Source organism: Streptomyces sp. NPDC091416, assembly GCF_044756845.1.
GTDB lineage: Bacteria > Actinomycetota > Actinomycetes > Streptomycetales > Streptomycetaceae > Streptomyces.
Genome location: NZ_JBIVTU010000016.1, coordinates 127,567 through 143,860, shown reverse-complemented (window position 1 = coordinate 143,860; position 16,294 = coordinate 127,567). Strand labels below are relative to the sequence as shown.

Annotated in this window: 13 protein-coding genes; 8 read left to right on the top strand and 5 right to left on the bottom strand. The window is 72.0% G+C overall.

Features of this window, described 5'->3' with window-relative positions; all coding sequences use genetic code 11:
• Positions 1-87 precede the first annotated feature (87 nt).
• The 3 genes from ACIQMX_RS35635 to ACIQMX_RS35625 all read left to right on the top strand — a co-directional run bounded on the left by ACIQMX_RS35635 (position 88) and on the right by ACIQMX_RS35625 (position 3,652).
• Positions 88-1,392: a sensor histidine kinase gene (locus ACIQMX_RS35635; protein ID WP_402484328.1), complete on the top strand. Its 1,305-nt coding sequence runs from the start codon at positions 88-90 to the stop codon at positions 1,390-1,392.
• On the top strand, positions 1,389-2,066 hold the full coding sequence (locus ACIQMX_RS35630; protein ID WP_363075131.1) for a response regulator transcription factor: 678 nt from the start codon (positions 1,389-1,391) through the stop codon (positions 2,064-2,066). The genes ACIQMX_RS35635 and ACIQMX_RS35630 overlap by 4 nt, the downstream gene beginning before the upstream one ends.
• Positions 2,067-2,416: 350 nt before the next feature.
• Positions 2,417-3,652 carry a cytochrome P450 gene (locus tag ACIQMX_RS35625; protein ID WP_363075133.1) on the top strand — a complete coding sequence of 412 codons (1,236 nt, stop codon included), beginning with the start codon at positions 2,417-2,419 and terminating at the stop codon, positions 3,650-3,652.
• Between the two features lie 104 nt (positions 3,653-3,756).
• On the opposite strand, the gene ACIQMX_RS35620 is transcribed toward ACIQMX_RS35625, so the two are convergent.
• Complete coding sequence (locus ACIQMX_RS35620; protein ID WP_402484325.1) at positions 3,757-5,385, bottom strand: ABC transporter permease; 1,629 nt, start codon at positions 5,383-5,385, stop codon at positions 3,757-3,759.
• Positions 5,382-6,320: an ATP-binding cassette domain-containing protein gene (locus ACIQMX_RS35615; RefSeq protein ID WP_402484323.1), complete on the bottom strand. Its 939-nt coding sequence runs from the start codon at positions 6,318-6,320 to the stop codon at positions 5,382-5,384. Before ACIQMX_RS35615 ends, ACIQMX_RS35620 begins: the two co-directional genes overlap by 4 nt.
• A 103-nt stretch (positions 6,321-6,423) precedes the next feature.
• Here ACIQMX_RS35615 and ACIQMX_RS35610 point away from each other — a divergent pair, with 103 nt between their 5' ends.
• A complete protein-coding gene (locus tag ACIQMX_RS35610) occupies positions 6,424-6,978 on the top strand; it encodes a MarR family transcriptional regulator (protein ID WP_363075139.1) in 555 nt (184 codons plus the stop codon).
• 222 nt (positions 6,979-7,200) lie between these two features.
• Here ACIQMX_RS35610 and ACIQMX_RS35605 read toward each other — a convergent pair whose 3' ends face one another.
• The gene (locus tag ACIQMX_RS35605; protein WP_363075141.1) at positions 7,201-8,055 is read right to left on the bottom strand and encodes a diacylglycerol kinase; all 855 of its coding nucleotides are present in this window, start codon (positions 8,053-8,055) and stop codon (positions 7,201-7,203) included.
• A 186-nt stretch (positions 8,056-8,241) separates the two neighbouring features.
• On the opposite strand from ACIQMX_RS35605, the gene ACIQMX_RS35600 reads away from it, so the two are divergent.
• Positions 8,242-9,525, top strand: coding sequence for an adenylosuccinate synthase (locus ACIQMX_RS35600; RefSeq protein ID WP_148019912.1), 1,284 nt, complete (start codon positions 8,242-8,244; stop codon positions 9,523-9,525).
• Positions 9,526-9,603: 78 nt separating this feature from the next.
• Here ACIQMX_RS35600 and ACIQMX_RS35595 read toward each other — a convergent pair whose 3' ends face one another.
• Entirely contained in the window at positions 9,604-11,139 is a 1,536-nt protein-coding gene (locus tag ACIQMX_RS35595; RefSeq protein WP_402484320.1) for a substrate-binding domain-containing protein, read from the bottom strand.
• 175 nt (positions 11,140-11,314) lie between these two features.
• Between ACIQMX_RS35595 and ACIQMX_RS35590 the strand changes: the two genes are divergently transcribed.
• Positions 11,315-12,247, top strand: a complete 933-nt coding sequence (locus ACIQMX_RS35590) for a glycoside hydrolase family 19 protein (protein WP_402484318.1) — start codon at positions 11,315-11,317, stop codon at positions 12,245-12,247.
• A gap of 132 nt (positions 12,248-12,379) precedes the next feature.
• Positions 12,380-13,273 (top strand): glycoside hydrolase family 19 protein, encoded by an 894-nt coding sequence (locus ACIQMX_RS35585; RefSeq protein WP_363075147.1) that lies wholly within the window; start codon positions 12,380-12,382, stop codon positions 13,271-13,273.
• A 66-nt stretch (positions 13,274-13,339) separates the two neighbouring features.
• Here the strand turns inward: ACIQMX_RS35585 and ACIQMX_RS35580 are convergent, their stop codons facing one another.
• The gene (locus ACIQMX_RS35580) at positions 13,340-14,848 is read right to left on the bottom strand and encodes a helix-turn-helix domain-containing protein (RefSeq protein WP_402484316.1); all 1,509 of its coding nucleotides are present in this window, start codon (positions 14,846-14,848) and stop codon (positions 13,340-13,342) included.
• Positions 14,849-15,160: 312 nt separating this feature from the next.
• Between ACIQMX_RS35580 and dnaN the strand changes: the two genes are divergently transcribed.
• The gene (dnaN, locus tag ACIQMX_RS35575) at positions 15,161-16,285 is read left to right on the top strand and encodes a DNA polymerase III subunit beta (RefSeq protein WP_402484314.1); all 1,125 of its coding nucleotides are present in this window, start codon (positions 15,161-15,163) and stop codon (positions 16,283-16,285) included.
• Positions 16,286-16,294 lie beyond the last annotated feature (9 nt).

Sequence of the window (16,294 nt, the reverse complement as noted above, 5' to 3'; positions counted from 1 at the left end):
GCGGACCCCGGTAGTACTTGCGACGGACGGCCCAGGATCCGTATCACTGCTGACGACCCGGGGCGCCGCTCCCCCTACCGTGGAAGCGTGACCGAGACCAAGACCAGAAGCCCGGAGTACCGGGTGGCCGCAGGGGCGATAGGCGGCCTGCGCCAGGACCTCATCCATGACGCGTTCGCCTACCGCCCGCTGGGGCCGATGCGGACCGACGGGGTACTGACGCGGAGGCTGCCCGAGCGGCTCCGGGCACGTGCCGAGTGGACGCCGCACGCGGTGGTCCTGACGGCCGCGCTGTTCGCCTTCATGGTGGGGTTCTCCATGAGCGGAAACGCCGGCGTCCTCGTGTCCGGGCTGCTGCCCGCCGTGTGTATCGGCATGACGCTGGTGCGGCCGGTCGGGGCGTTCTGGATGTCGATGGCGCTCGTGCCGGTGAGCATGGTCGCCGGTACTTCCGACGGGCCGTGGGTGGCGAGCACGTACTTCGCCCACCTGGTGGTGCTGGTCGTCGTCGCGGCGCGGACCAGGCCGCGTGCCGCGGCCTGGATGTGGGGTCTGACCGTGCTGTTCGGCACGCTCATGGAGAACGCCGGCGGATGGAACTCCGGGCCGCCCACAACCGCCATGGCGGTGCCGTCGGCGCTCGCGCTGCTTCTGGTGAGCGTGGTGCAGATCCGTCGCGAGGCGGAGCGCGAGGTCACCGTGCAGCGCACCGTCACCGCCGTGGAGCGCGACCGGCGCACCCTGCTGGAGGAGCGCACCACCATCGCCCGCGAGCTGCATGACGTGGTCGCCCACCACATGTCGGTCGTCGCGATCCAGGCCGAGGCCGCCCCCTACCGGGTCGAGAACCCGCCGCCCGAGCTGGAGCAGGCCTTCCTCACGATCCGGGAGAACGCCGTCGCCGCCCTCACCGAACTGCGCCGGGTCCTCGGCGTCGTACGGGCCGAGGACTACGAGGCGCCGGACGCCCCGCAGCCCACCCTGTCCGAGCTCGACGGGCTCCTCGCCAATGTCGGCGAGGCCGGACTGCCGACGGAGAAGACCGTGACCGGTGCGGTCCGCGAGCTGCCGCAGGGCGTCGAGCTCTCGGCGTACCGGATCATTCAGGAAGCCCTCAGCAACAGCCTGCGGCACGCACCGGGCGCCACTGCCAAGGTCGAGATCGGCTATGTGCTGGGCGGTCTGGGGCTGCGCGTCGTCAACGGTCCGCCGACCGCTCCGGCGAAGCCCTCACCCGGTGCCGGGCACGGCATCACGGGCATGCGGGAGCGGGTCGCGATGCTGAACGGTGAGATGACGGCCGAGACGACCGCGGAAGGCGGTTACGAGGTCACCGCCTTCATCCCCGTGCAGGCCGCCCCGTCCGACGCGCCCGCCGAGGAGCAGTCGTGACGGGCCCCGCCGGTACGCCGATCCGGGTCCTGATCGTCGACGACCAGATGATGGTCCGCGAGGGCTTCTCGGTGCTGCTCAACGCGATGCCGGGCATCGAGGTCGCCGGCGAGGCCGTCAACGGGCGGGAGGCCGTCGCCCAGGTCGCGGCGCTCCGTCCCGACGTGGTGCTGATGGACATCCGGATGCCGGAGCTCAACGGCATCGAGGCGACCCGCGAGATCGTCGCGGCGGACGCGGACGCGAAGGTACTGGTCCTCACCACGTTCGACCTCGACGAGTACGTCTACCAGGCGCTGCGTGCCGGTGCCTCAGGCTTCCTCCTCAAGGACGCCTCGGCCCGGCAACTCGCGGACGGGGTACGCGTGGTGGCGTCCGGCGAGGCCCTCCTCGCCCCCACGGTCACCCGCCGCCTGATCACCGAGTTCTCCAAACTCGCGGCGGCCCCGCGACCGCCGGCCCTCGCCCAGATCGGTGACCTCACGGAGCGCGAGACGGAAGTGCTCGTCCTGATCGCCCAGGGCCTTTCGAACGCGGAGATCGCCTCGCATCTGGTGGTCGCCGAGTCGACGATCAAGACCCATGTGAGCCGCATCCTGGTGAAGCTGGGCCTGCGCGACCGCACCCAGGCGGCCGTCTTCGCCTACGAGGCCCGACTGGTCACCCCGTCCTGAGGCGGCCCGTCCCGGGGCCAGGGCCGGCCCCCGGGGGGCCCTCGGAGGGCATGCGGCCGGGAGCCGGTCCGCGGACGGGGTCCGGTGGGGGCGGGGCGCGTCCGTCCGCAGGCAAGGGTCTGGGTGGGGGTGCGCGTCGGTCCGCGGGCAAGGGGGGCTCGGCGGGGGCGGGCGTCGGGGGCTCGGCGGGGGTGGATGCCGGTCCGCGGGGGCAGCGACCCCGGGCGGGGATGGGTGCCGGTCCGCAGCCCCGGGCGGGGACGGGTGCCGGTCCGCGGCCCCGGGCGGGGGCGGGTGCCGGTCCGCGAGCAGGGCTGGCCCGGGGGCAGGTGGCCGGTTAGCGTCGGTCCATGGACCAGCCCTCGCGCGCCGACTCCGGCCCCGCCGCCCCGTTCGATCCCTGGTCGGCGGCGTTCGTCGCCGATCCGTACCCCGCCTACGCCGAGCTGCGTGCCACCGGCCGGGCGCACTATTTCGAGCCGACCGATCAGTGGCTCGTCCCGCACTACGCCGACGTGTCGGCTCTGCTGCGCGACCGACGGCTGGGCCGGACGTACCTGCACCGGTTCACGCACGAGGAGTTCGGCCGGACGCCGCCGCCCGCCGCGCACGAGCCGTTCGAGACGCTGAACGGGCAGGGGCTGCTGGACCTCGAACCGCCGGACCACACACGGATCCGGCGACTCGTCTCCAAGGCGTTCACCCCGCGCACGGTCGAACAGCTCGTTCCGACCGTTCAGCGGCTCGCCGCCGGGCTCGTCGACGATTTCGTCGCGCAGGGCGGCGGCGATCTGCTGACGGCGGTCGCCGAGCCGCTGCCCGTCGCCGTCATCGCGGAGATGCTCGGCATTCCGGAGTCCGACCGCGCCCCGTTGCGGCCCTGGTCGGCGGCGATCTGCGGAATGTTCGAGCTCAACCCGTCCGAGGAGACCGCCCGGGCCGCCGTCCGCGCCTCCCTCGACTTCTCCTCGTACCTGCGGGAACTGATCGCCGAGCGGCGCGGCAACCCGGGGACGGACCTGATCTCCGCGCTCATCGCCGCCCATGACGAGGGCGAGCGGCTGACCGAACAGGAGATGGTCTCCACCTGCGTGCTGCTGCTGAACGCGGGCCACGAGGCGACCGTCAACACCACCGTGAACGGCTGGTGGACGCTGCTTCGGCACCCGGAGCAGCTGGCCGCTCTGCGGGCGGACCACGGCCTGCTGCCCACTGCGGTGGAGGAGCTCATGCGCTACGACACCCCGTTGCAGATGTTCGAACGCTGGGTGCTCGACGACATCGAGATCGGCGGCACGGTCATTCCGCGCGGCTCGGAGGTGGCCCTCCTCTTCGGCTCGGCCAACCGCGACCCGGCCCGCTTCCCGGACCCGGACACACTGGACCTCGCCCGGCGGGAGAACCCGCACATCACCTTCGGCGCGGGCATCCACTTCTGTCTCGGGGCGCCCCTGGCCCGGGTGGAACTGGTCACCTCCTTCGGTGAGTTGCTGCGCCGGGCGCCCGGCATGCGGCTGGTCGCGGAACCGGAGTGGAACCCGGGTTACGTGATCCGGGGAGTGAAGGAACTCCGCGTCGAGCTCTGACGCACGGGCGCGGCGGGGGCCTGGGCGGCCGAGGGGCGGGCCCCGTCTCCCTCCGCCCCCGCCCTCGTCCCCCCGGTTTTCGTCCCCGCGTCCCGGCAACCCCCTCAGGTCAGCATGTCGCGCCGGCGCAGTGCCGCCAGGCCGGCCGCCACCAGCACCATCGCGCCCGCGGTGAGGAACACCACCGGCCCCCACTCCATGGCCGCCGCCCCCGGCAGCTTGGGCAGGTGCGTGAACGGCGACACGTCCATCACGGGCTGCGGCAGATCCATGGCAGGGCCTATCCAGCCCAGCGCCAGGCAGAGACCTACCAGGCCCCAGCCCGCCGCTGCGGCTTTCGGCAGCACCCCGTACAACAGGACCGTCACCCCGCCCAGCAGCCAGACGGCGGGCAGTTGCACCAGCGAGGCGCCCAGCACGGCGGGGAGTTCGTGTCCGTAGCCCACCGCCAGTCCGAGGCCGCCGACCGTCATGATCAGGGCGGCGCCGCCGAAGGCGAGCAGCAGATGGCCGACGGCCCAGCCCGTCCGGCCGACGGCGCCCGCGAGCACCGGTTCCGCCCGCCCGGCGGTCTCCTCGCCGTGCAGCCGCAGCACCGAGGAGACGATGTACAGCGCCGCCACCGTGCCGAGTACGGAGACCATCGAGGCGAGGAACGCATCGGTCAGACCGGACTGGCCGCCCATGCGCTCGAAGATCTGCTTCGTCTTCTCGTTGTCCCCGACGAGATCCGCCGCGCCGCCGGTCAGCCCGCCGAAGACGACGCCGACCGCGGCGAACGACGCCGTCCATCCCAGGAGCGCACCGCGCTGGAGGCGCACCGCGAGGCCGAGGGCGGTGGAGATCCGGCCCCGGGCGGGCCCCGGCCGCGTCGCCAGGAAGCTCATGCCGACATCGCGCCGGCCGGTCAGCGCGTACGCCACGGCGCACTGCACGGCCACGGCGCCGGCCGTCACGAGAAGCACCCACCACCGGTCGTCCGCGTAGGGCCGGACGTTCTCGGCCCATCCGAGTGGGGAGAGCCACGTGAGGACGGACGAGCCGTCGTCCGTCGCGGAGTCGCCCGCCGCCTTCAGGACGAACGCGGCACCGATCACCGCAGCCGTCAGCCCTTTCGCGAGCCGCGCGCTCTCGGTGAACTGGGCGGCGATCGCGGCGGTGCACGCGAACAGCGCACCGACACCGGCGACGGCCGAGGCGAGCGCCACCGCGCCGGCACCGCCCGTGCCCGACGCGGCCATCCCCGCCACGATCACCAGCCCCAGCGCGGCGTTGGCGATCAGGGCGGCGAGCAGAGCGGCGGTGAGCGGTGCCCGCCGCCCCACCATGGCGGAGGAGAGCATCTCCTGACGGCCGGTCTCCTCTTCCTCCCGGGTATGGCGCACGACGACGACCAGGCTCATCACCCCGGCCAGCGCGGCGCCGAAGGCGATCATGCGCCAGCTGACGAGCGCGCCCACGGAGTCGCCGAACGCCGGCCCGTACATCGCGCGCAACGAGCTGTTGCCGTTCATCGAGGCGGCGAGCTCGGTGCGTTGGGCGGCCGTCCCGTAGAGCGAGGCTATGGACCGCCCGACGGACGAGAACGAGCCGCCCAGCACCAGCACCCAGAGGGGCATGATGACGCGGTCGCGCCGCAGGGCGAGCTGCAGCAGGGGCCAGGTCCCCGCGAGCTGCCCGGTCCCGGCCCGGCGTCCCGTGCGGCCCGTCGCGGTCATGGTCAGGGCAGTCATCGCGCCGCCACCCCCGTGCCCTGACCGGCACTCTGCCCCGCGTCCTGTTCCGCGTCCGCCGTGTAGTGACGGAGGAAGAGCTCCTCCAGGGTGGGCGGTGTGCTGGTCAGGGACCGGACCCCGGACGCGGAGAGTGACTTGAGGACGGCGTCCAGCTTGTCCGTGTCGACCTGGAGCGAGACCTGATGCCCCCGGATGTCGAGGTCGTGCACCCCGGGCAGCTGCCCCAGGCCGCCGGGGGCTTCCGCCAGCTCGGCGGTGATGTTCGTCCGGGTCAGATGGCGCATGCCGGCCAGGGAGCCGGTCTCCACCGTGCGGCCCGCCCGGATGATGCTGACGCGGTCGCAGAGGGACTCGACCTCGCTGAGGATGTGGCTGGAGAGCAGCACTGTCCGTCCGCGGTCGCGTGCTTCGGTGACGCAGCTCTGGAAGACCTCCTCCATCAGCGGGTCGAGCCCGCTGGTCGGCTCGTCGAGGATCAGCAGGTCCGCATCGGAGGCGAACGCGGCCACCAGGGCCACCTTCTGCCGGTTGCCCTTCGAGTACGTCCGCCCCTTCTTCGTCGGGTCGAGCTCGAACCGTTCGACGAGGTCCGCGCGCCGGGTGTCGTCGAGGCCGCCGCGCAGTCGCCCGTACAGATCGATCACCTCGCCGCCCGAGAGGTTGCGCCACAGCGTGACGTCCCCGGGGACGTACGCCACGCGCCGGTGCAGCTCCACCGCGTCGCGCCAGGGGTCGCGGCCGAGCAGCTGGGCGGCGCCGGAATCGGGCCGCAGCAGGCCCAGCAGGACCCGGATGGTGGTGGACTTCCCCGATCCGTTCGGCCCGAGGAAGCCGTGGACCTCACCGGACTCGACGGTCAGGTCGAGCCCGTCCAGCGCATGCGTCCGGCCGAACGCCTTGTGCAGCCCGGCCACGGTGATTGCCTTCGTCATGATTCTGAACGTACGCTACGTTCACAAACTTGTGAAGTTAAGGAACCGTATAAACTCAGTACGGGTGACAAGGGCCCGATGATGTCGGAAGGACGAGGGGTCGATGAGCAGCGAGACCGCGGACACACGCGAGCCGGATGGCGCCGCCCAGGGGCGCGAGGACCGTGACGCGGAGGCGGTCGCGCGGTTCGTCGAGCGGTTCGCGTCGGAGATGACCGAGGCGGGCATGCAGCGGATGGCCTCCCGCGTCTTCGCCGCGCTGCTCGCCGACGACGACGCCTCGATGACCTCGGCCGAGCTCGCCCTGGCCCTGCAGATCAGCCCCGCCGCCGTCTCCGGCGCGATCACCTACCTCACCCAGGTCAGCATGGTCGGCCGCGAACGGGATCCGGGCTCGCGCCGCGACCGCTACCGCCTGCACAACGAGATCTGGTACACCACCTTCGCCGGCCGCGACCGCGTGCTCACCCGCTGGGAGAACACCCTCAGGGACGGCGCCCGCACGCTCGGGGAACACACCCCGGCCGGCGCCCGGATCGCCGAGACGGCGGCGTTCTTCGAGTTCATGCAGTCGGAGCTGGGCGCGATGATGGACCGCTGGGAGGAGCACCGCAAGACCCTCGGCCTGCCGACGGCCGAGGACCTGCCGGACGCCTGAACGGCGCCGGGCGCGCACCGGCACCGGGTCGATGCCCGGTCCCGCCCCGGCCCGGCCGCGGTACCCGGAGGCCGGGCGCCGCCGCAGCCGTCCGAACGGGCCCGGACACGGACATCGCCGGCTCCGCGTCCGCCTGAGGTCAGCCGCACTCACCCGAACGGTCCGACCGACCCGACTCCTCCGAAGTGCCGGAACCCATCCGGCTCCGCCCCACGGGCGGAGTTATCCCTCCGCCACCGGCAGCATCAGCCCCCAGGCCCCCGCCCGTACGGTCCACGTCCGGGTCCGCACCGGGCCGGCCACCTGTATGTCCGCGCGGTAGCGGAAGTCCGCGCCGGAGACCGTGACGGCCCTGGCCTCCGTGGTCATCGGGTCGCCGCCGGGCGCGTGGATCGTGACCTCGGCCCGGCCGCCGCGGCAGCCCGAGGTCAGCGTCACCGACTCGACCGGGCGGCCCAGATCGTTCAGCACGACGCCGTCCGCCTCGACGCGCAGCCGGTGCGTGGCCGGCGGTCCGGGCGGGGCCGAGGGTGCGGGGCGTACGAGGGTGCGGACCAGGGAGCGGCAGGTGTCCCAGACCGCGGTGACGCCCGTGCGGTCCGGTTGTGTGCCCGGTGCACCGGTCAGGGCCGGGATCCGAAGCGCGTCGAGGACGACGCCGTCGCTGTCGTCGACCAGCAGGTCCAGCCGGCGCACCGCGCCGTCCAGCGCCGTGCGCGCCGCCGCCACCGCGCCCGTCGGCACGCCGAGCGAGTGCGCGAGTTCCAGCGCCGCCGCGGCCCCGACCGGGATGAGCGAAAGGGCGCTCGTGGCCGGTTCTCGCTCCCGGTGGAGGAGGGCCACGGCGCGCCGCAGCGCCCGGTCGTCGCCGATCACCACAGGCCTGCGGGCACCGCGCCGGGACAGGGCCCGGGCGAACTCCTCGGGCCCGTCGGGGAGGCAGATCTTGGCGTGCGAACCGGCGCTCAACACGTCTTTTGCGATCCGGACGGACTCACCGTCCGTGCGGCGGGCGACCGGATCGATCACCACCAGCAGATGGGGCGCACCGTTACCGGGGGGCTGGGCAGCCGACACCTCGGTCCTTCCTCGGGTAGCATCTTGGTGCAAGAGCCCCTTGCGCTATTGCGCCAGGGGCTTCGTCTATTCCGGGGCACCCGGTTCGACGGTTCAGGCCTTGTCGTACAACGTCGTACGGCATGTACGGCGTTTACGTACGCCCCCTGACCTTGGACATGCCCCGCCCGGAAGGGGTGTACGCCTGTGCCCGCACTTGTGCTGCTCGGTGCTCAGTGGGGTGACGAGGGCAAGGGAAAGGCCACCGACCTCCTCGGTGGATCCGTGGACTATGTGGTGCGCTACCAGGGCGGCAACAATGCCGGCCACACGGTGGTCGTCGGTGACCAGAAGTACGCACTGCATCTCCTCCCCTCCGGAATCCTGTCACCGGGGTGTACCCCGGTCATCGGTAACGGTGTCGTCGTCGACCCTGCGGTCCTGCTCTCCGAGCTGAGTGGGCTGAACGACCGCGGCGTGGACACGTCCAAGCTGCTGATCAGCGGCAATGCCCATTTGATCACTCCGTACAACGTCACCGTCGACAAGGTGACGGAACGGTTCCTCGGCAAGCGCAAGATCGGTACGACCGGGCGCGGTATCGGCCCGACGTACGCGGACAAGATCAACCGGGTCGGCATCCGCGTCCAGGACCTCTACGACGAGTCGATCCTGGAGCAGAAGGTCGAGGCGGCCCTGGAGCAGAAGAACCAGCTTCTGGCCAAGGTCTTCAACCGGCGCGCCATCGAGGCCGGCAAGGTCGTCGAGGACATGCTCCAGTACGCGGAGCAGATCAAGCCCTACGTCGCCGACACGACGCTGATCCTGAACAACGCCATCGACGAGGGCAAGGTCGTCCTCTTCGAGGGCGGTCAGGGCACCCTGCTCGACGTCGACCACGGCACCTACCCCTTCGTCACCTCGTCGAACCCGACCGCGGGCGGCGCCTGCACCGGTTCCGGTGTGGGTCCGACGAAGATCAGCCGGGTCATCGGCATCCTCAAGGCCTATACGACGCGTGTGGGCGCCGGTCCGTTCCCGACGGAGCTGCTCGACGAGGACGGCGAGGCGCTGCGCAGGATCGGTGGCGAGCGCGGTGTCACCACCGGCCGTGACCGCCGCTGCGGCTGGTTCGACGCCCCGATCGCGCGGTACGCGACCCGGGTCAACGGCCTGACCGACTTCTTCCTCACCAAGCTGGACGTGCTGACCGGCTGGGAGCAGATCCCGGTGTGTGTGGCGTACGAGATCGACGGCAAGCGCGTCGAGGAGCTCCCGTACAACCAGACCGACTTCCACCACGCGAAGCCGATCTACGAGATGCTGCCGGGCTGGTCCGAGGACATCACCAAGGCGAAGACCTTCGGTGACCTGCCGAAGAACGCGCAGGCGTACGTGAAGGCGCTGGAGGACATGTCCGGCGCCCCGATCTCCGCGATCGGTGTCGGCCCCGGCCGCACCGAGACCATCGAGATCAACTCGTTCCTGTAGGCGTAGGTGTTCCCGTAGGCATACGGGAACAGAGAAAGGCCGGGGCGCTCAGCGCCCCGGCCTTTCTCGTGCGCGGACTCAGTCCTCCCCGCAGATCCGCAGCCCTTCCGGAGTCGCGCACGGCAGGTGGCCGTGGGTGCGGATGACGTCCTGGCCGCTGCCCCGGCTGAGGTAGGAGAGGAAGCTGGAGGCCAGCGAGTCGGCGGGCGGGCTGCCGTACGTGTACGCGTACTCGATCTCCCGGTACGGATAGGCGCTGGTGCCGATCGTGTCGACGGACGGGGCGGCGCCGTCGATGGCGATCTGGTGGGCCCCGGCCGGCTTGGTGCCCGTACGCAGTTCGCTGTAGCCGATCGCGCCGTCGAGGCGGCCGACCTCGGTCAGGACCTGGTCGGTGGAGTCGAGTTCGCAGCGGATGACGAGGGCCTCGGGGTCGTCCTTCGTCGCGCAGTCGCGGGAGGACTGGGCGGGTTCGTTGCGGCCCAGGACGCGGCGCTGGAAGACCTCGCGGGTGCCGGAGTTGGCGTCGCGGCTGACCAGCAGGACGGGCAGGTCGGGGCCGCCGAGCTGCTTCCAGTTGCGGATGTCGCCGCGGTAGACGGAGCGGATCGCGTCCAGGCCGAGGTTCTTCAGCGGGACCTTGTCGTTGACGACCAGACGGAAGAGCGAGACGGCGACGCGGTTCTCGCGCAGTTGCGGGAAGCCGCTCGGCTTCGGGCCGTCGGAGAGGGCCACGAGGGCGGGCGAGCCGGACTTCCCGGCCGCGGCGCCCCGTTCGGCCAGCTCTCTGATCCCGGCGGTGCTGCCGTGCGGGTCCACGGTGACGGTGGCCCCGTCGCACGCCTTGCCGTACTTCTCCGCCAGTTCGTCCAGGACGGGTTTGAAGGCGGTGGAGCCGGTCACGGTCAGCTCGCCGCGGGCGCAGCCGATCGGCGGCGGGGTGTCGTCCCGCATCAGGATGATGGAGGCGAGCGTGACGACGCAGACGGTCAGGGCCACGGTGATGAAGCGGGCGGCCCTGCCGAACAGCGGGGGTTTCTCGTCCGGGCGGGCGGCGGTGTTCGTCCTGACCTCGCCGTCCCGGATGCCGCCGGTGACGCGGACGGGGCTGCCCACGCGTGAACCGGTCAGCAGGACCAGGAGTTTGAAGTGCTCGCCCCGGTTGAGCGGGACGCGGGGCAGCCGGATCAGGGACCCGCTGCCGCGGAGGCCCTCGGACGGGGTGAAGTGGTCCATGAGGTGGTCGGCGCCCGGGGAGTGGGTGACGGCGATGCCGCGTACGCGCCGGTCGGTGAACTCGACGACGAGCCCGTGGAGCTGCCCGTCCGGGCCGGTGTAGTCGCCGCGGTCGAGGGACTGCGATCCGTCGTTCTCGATGCGGAGCAGGACGAGCGTGGCGTCGGCCATGTCCGGCGTCTCGTCGAACAGGCCGAGCCGCACGTTGGCCCGCGCCTGGCCGGCGTCGCTGCCGATGGGCGTGTCCATCTGGACGCGGTAGCCGATGCGTTTGCGGCGGGGGACGCGGCGCTCGTACCAGAGCACGCCCACGGAGGCGAGGACGCCCAGCACGGCGGTGAGCACGGCCACGATGTTCTCGGCGCTGAACCACTCCACGGCCCGTTCCTCCTCGGCTGCCGGACGTCTGTACGAGTGCGGGTCACCGTAGGGGGCGTGGGGTGCGGGTGGTGGTGAGTACCGGGTCCCGTCGCCAGGTGTTCGCCCGCCGTTCGGACAGGAGGGATTGGTCCAGACCTTGACAGGTCCAGACCAACCGGGATTGGGTGTCGGGATGCCCGGACGGCATGCGGAGCCCGTTCGGGCGCCCTGTCGAAGGAGTGAGCAGCGCTTGAACCGCATCAGGAGCCTTCTGACCGCACTGAGTGCCGTCGTCGCGACGGCGGTCCTCCTCCCCGTGCCCGCGCACGCCGCGCCCGCCGGTCCGGCCGCGTGCGCGTCCCTCTGGGACTCCTCGACCGCCTACGCGGCCGGTGGCACCGTCGCGCACCACGGCCGCAACTGGACGGCGAAGTGGTGGACGCGCAACGAGAACCCGGGCGCCGCCACCGTCTGGTCCGACCTCGGGGCCTGTGCGGGCGGGGTCTCCGACTTCGTCGTCAGCGAGGCGGAGTTCGACGAGATCTTCCCGGAACGCGCCCCGTTCTACACGTACCAGGGCCTGATCGACGCCCTGCACGCCTACCCGCGCTTCGCGAACACCGGGACCGAGGCGATGCGGAGCCGGGAGGCCGCCGCGTTCCTGACGCACGCCGACTTCGAATCGGTCGGCCTCCAGTACGTGAAGGAGATCAACGAGGCCAACTACTGGCGCAAGTGCGACTACAGCCAGCCGTTCGGGTGCCCGGCCGGCCAGACCGCCTACTACGGACGCGGGCCGATCATGTTCAGCTGGAACTTCAACTACAAGGCGGCCGGCGACGCGCTCGGCCTCGATCTGCTGAACGACCCCTGGCTGGTGGAGCGGGATCCGTCCGTCGCCTGGCAGACCGCGCTCTGGTACTGGAACACCCAGAACGGCCCCGGCACCATGACCTCGCACGACGCCATGGTCGGCGGCGCGGGCTTCGGCGAGACGATCCGGTCGCTCAACGGGGCGCTGGAATGCGACGGCGGCAACCCCGCGTCGGTGCGGGCGCGGGTCGCCGGGTACGAGCGGATCACCGGGATCATCGGTACGAACCCCGGTGCACGGCTTGCCTGTTGACGCTCCCGCGGACGAAAGCTTGCGGATTCTGGTCTAGACCTTGACAGGTCCAGACCAATACCGCTTGAGTGGCCGCACCCCCCATGGCGGCGCACCGACGAAGCCGGTGCGCCGCGCCGAAGGAGTGATCACATGATCAAACGCATCATGGGCCTGCTCGCCGCGCTGGTCGCGGTCGTCGCGACGGTCGTCATCCTCCCCGCCACCACCGCCTCGGCGGCCGCGTGCGCGGCCGCCTGGAACTCCTCCTCCGTCTATACGGGCGGCGGCTCCGCCTCGTACAACGGGCACAACTGGACCGCCAAGTGGTGGACCCAGAACGAGAAGCCCGGCAGCTCCGACGTCTGGGCCGACCAGGGCAGCTGCGGAGGCGGCGGCACGGACCCCGGTGACCCGGGTTCGTCCGACGGCTTCGTCGTCAGCGAGGCGCAGTTCAACCAGATGTTCCCGGGCCGCAGTTCCTTCTACACGTACAGCGGCCTGACCGCCGCACTCAGTGCCTACCCGGGCTTCGCCAACACCGGCAGCGACACGGTGAAGAAGCAGGAGGCCGCTGCCTTCCTCGCCAACGTCAGCCATGAGACGGGCGGCCTGGTGTACGTGGTCGAGCAGAACACGGCCAACTACCCGCACTACTGCGACACCAGCCAGTCCTACGGCTGTCCCGCGGGCCAGGCCGCGTACTACGGGCGCGGTCCGATCCAGCTCAGCTGGAACTTCAACTACAAGGCTGCCGGGGACGCACTCGGCATCGACCTGCTGGGCAACCCCTACCTGGTCGAGCAGAACGCCGCCGTGGCCTGGAAGACCGGCCTCTGGTACTGGAACACCCAGAACGGACCCGGCACCATGACGGCCCACAACGCCATGGTGAACGGCGCCGGATTCGGCGAGACGATCCGCTCCATCAACGGCTCCCTGGAGTGCAACGGCGGCAACCCCGCCCAGGTCCAGAGCCGCATCGCCAAGTACCAGGCCTTCGTGCAGATCCTCGGCACCACGGCCGGGTCGAACCTCGGCTGCTGACCGGTCGGACTCCCCGGGAACGGGGGGTGTGCCGGGCCCGACGGCCCGGTGCACCCCCCGTTCCGGTCATCCGGGACCCGCGAGGTCCAGCGCCCGGAACGCCAGCCACAGGTCGTAGCGGGCGCTCGGGGTCCGCAGGAGCGAGCGCTGGAGCACGGTCTCCAGCCGGGTCAGCCGCTTGCGCGCCCCGGGCACGGAGATGCGCAGCGCCGCGGCCGCCGGGCCGAGCTGTGCCTCGTGCTCCAGCCAGGTACGCAGGGTGGTGTGCGGATCCGCGGAGCCGTGGACCGTTCCCGGGGCGCCGAGCGGCTGCAACTGCTGTGCCGTCCAGGCACGGACCGCGGGCAGGCGCAGGATCTCGTCCAGCGAGCGTACGGACTCCGGGGCGGCGCCGGCCTGCCGGGACGCGGGCCTCGGCAGGGCCGGCGTGGCGCGGATGCGCAGGGCCAGGTCGAGCGCGGACTGGTCGGCGACCCTGTTCAGGTCCATGCCCAGCAGCTCGCCGATCAGCCGCAGCCGTGCGGCCAGAGTGTTGCGGTGGATCTTCAGGTGCTCGGTCGCGTGCGAGGAGAACGCCAGCCAGGAGGCCAGGGTCGCCGCGAGTTCCTGGCTGCCCGGGTCCTGGCCGCGGCGCGGCAGATGGGCGAGCAGCGGGGCCAGCAGCGCGTCCGCCCACCGGGCGCCCTCCGCGCCGGTCACCAGGGCGAGTTCGGGAGCCGCGCCGAAGTGGGCGTGGCGCTCCGGCAGTCCGCGGGCGACGGCGAGCGCGTGGAACGCCTGGCGGTACGCGGTCGCCGTGTCGGCCAGCGTCACGTCCTCGCTGACGCCGACGACGCAGCCGTCCACCACCGAGGCGACCTGCGGGCCGAGCCGCCCGTCCGCCTGCCCGGGGTGCGCGGGCACGATGAGGATCAGGTGGCGTGCGTACACCGGGCAGCGCACGATCCAGGACCGGCCGCCGGAGAGGTCCGCACAGATACGGGCCACCTCGTCCCGGTCGCGGCCCGCGCACTCGACGACGCAGACCCGGACCGGGTCGGGCAGGCTGGGCTTCAGGGCGCCGGCGACCTGGTGCGCGATCGACAACTGGCCGGTCATCAGCAGGTGCAGGACCGCTTCCCGGCCGCGGGACTCCGCCAGGTCGACGCGACGGCGCTTGCGCTCGACGGTCTCGGCCGCCCAGCACAGGGCCAGCGGCAGGGCCGCGTCGGCGAGGAGCGTGGACAGGCCCTCGGACAGCGGACGCCGGCCGACCACGGCGAGCACCGGCGCGGGAACGTCCGGCGGCGCGTCCAGCGAGTAGAGCAGAGCGGTGTGGGCATCCTGGTCGAAGGAGAGGGAGCGGGCACCGAGCGCGGTCAACTCCCGGGCACCCTGGGAGGCGAGGGCGGCCGCCCCGACGGCCGAGGAGTCGGGGACCCTGGCGACGCCGTGCAGAACGGTTCCGTCACCGCCGAGCAGCCCCGCCCAGCCGTCCGCGCGCCCCGACACCCAGCGCAGCAACTCCCGGGAGCCGCCCGACCGGGCGAGTCCGTGCATCTGTATGACGTCGTCGGCCCGCCTTCGCGCGTGCATTTCTGCGCCGCTCCCGTCCCCGTCTCCCGTACCCCCGGCAGAAAACCGGAGTGCAGCGTACCGGTTCGGCTGTGCGAACTGATACCTCCGGCCGGTCACACCGTGCGAACTGAACCTTTCCCTCGCCTACCCCACGCCCTAGAGTCCGAACGCGGTTGCGGGCCTTTCGGGGGAAAGGTGCGGGGGACGACGGCAGCGGCTCACGGGGGTGGCCGCTGTCGTCGGCCGCAGCCGCCTTCTCGTCGCGTTGTCAGTGGTGCCCCTTAGCGTCGGAGACCGGAGACAGCCGGCGCGCGAGGAGAGGTCACCACCATGGAGTTCCGGATCGAACGCGGCGAGCTCGCGGACGCCGTGGCCTGGGCGGCCCGGGTGCTGCCGGCGAGATCGCCCGTCCCCGTGCTGGGCGGACTGCTGCTGGAAGCGGCGGGCGGCAGGCTCCGCATCTCCGGCCTCGACTACGAGGCGTCCGCCCGCATCGACGTAGCGGCCGGGACCGCACGGCCCGGCAAGGTGCTGGTCATGGGCCGCCGGCTGCTGGACGTGTGCCGGGTGCTGCCCGAGGGTGCGGTGGAGTGCGCGGTCGAGGGCTCCCGGTTTACTGTGACGGGCAGCGGCGCCGGCTTCGGCCTGTCGGTCCTGCCGCTCGACGACTACCCGTCCCTGCCGCCGCTGCCTGATGTGCTCGGAGCGGTGGACGGCCAGGAGTTCGCGGCAGCCGTCGCCGATGTGGTGGTGGCCGCGGGAAGGGACGACACCCTGCCGACGCTGACCGGGATCCGGCTGGCCCTCGACGGGGACCGGATGACCCTGGCGGCCACGGACCGGTACCGCTTCGCGGTCCGCAAGCTCGCGTGGAAGCCCGCGGCGGGGGACGTCTCGGCCGATGTCGTCGTTCCGTCCCGCAGACTCACGGAGATCGCCCGTTCCTTCGGCGGGGCCGGCCCGGTCAGCCTCGCACTGGACGGCGGCTCGGCCGGCTTCGAGCTGGACGGGATGCGCACGACGGTGCGGCTCCTGGACGGCCGACTGCCGCGCCACGACAAGCTGTTCACGATGAAGGACCCGGTCACGGCGGTCGCCGACCGTGCGCCGCTGGCCGAGGCGGTGAAGCGCGTCTCGGTGGTCGCGGACGGGGGCTCACCGCTGCAACTCGCCTTCCGTGACGGCTCGGTGCTTCTCCAGGCGGGGTACGAGGACGATGTGGCGTCCCAGCGGCTGCCCGCGGAGCTGATGGACAGGGATGAACTGACGGTCGCCTTCAACCCGTCCTACCTGATGGACGCGCTGGCCTCCTTCGACGACCCGGTGGTCAGGTTCCGGCTGATGGGGCCGGGGCAGCGCGCCCTGGTCACCGGGCACGCGTCACGGGACGAGGCGGCAGGTCCGGCGGAAGGGGCCCATCAGCATCTGCTGATGTCGGTCAAGCCGCTTGTGTAGGGCTGGGAC

Coding starts and splice junctions, on each gene's coding strand:
- ACIQMX_RS35625 (WP_363075133.1), top strand. CDS start 2,417: ATGGACCAGCCCTCGCGCGCCGACTCCGGCCCCGCCGCCCCGTTCGAT.
- ACIQMX_RS35620 (WP_402484325.1), bottom strand. CDS start 5,385: ATGACTGCCCTGACCATGACCGCGACGGGCCGCACGGGACGCCGGGCC.
- ACIQMX_RS35615 (WP_402484323.1), bottom strand. CDS start 6,320: ATGACGAAGGCAATCACCGTGGCCGGGCTGCACAAGGCGTTCGGCCGG.
- ACIQMX_RS35610 (WP_363075139.1), top strand. CDS start 6,424: ATGAGCAGCGAGACCGCGGACACACGCGAGCCGGATGGCGCCGCCCAG.
- ACIQMX_RS35590 (WP_402484318.1), top strand. CDS start 11,315: ATGCCCGGACGGCATGCGGAGCCCGTTCGGGCGCCCTGTCGAAGGAGT.
- ACIQMX_RS35585 (WP_363075147.1), top strand. CDS start 12,380: ATGATCAAACGCATCATGGGCCTGCTCGCCGCGCTGGTCGCGGTCGTC.
- ACIQMX_RS35580 (WP_402484316.1), bottom strand. CDS start 14,848: ATGCACGCGCGAAGGCGGGCCGACGACGTCATACAGATGCACGGACTC.
- dnaN (WP_402484314.1), top strand. CDS start 15,161: ATGGAGTTCCGGATCGAACGCGGCGAGCTCGCGGACGCCGTGGCCTGG.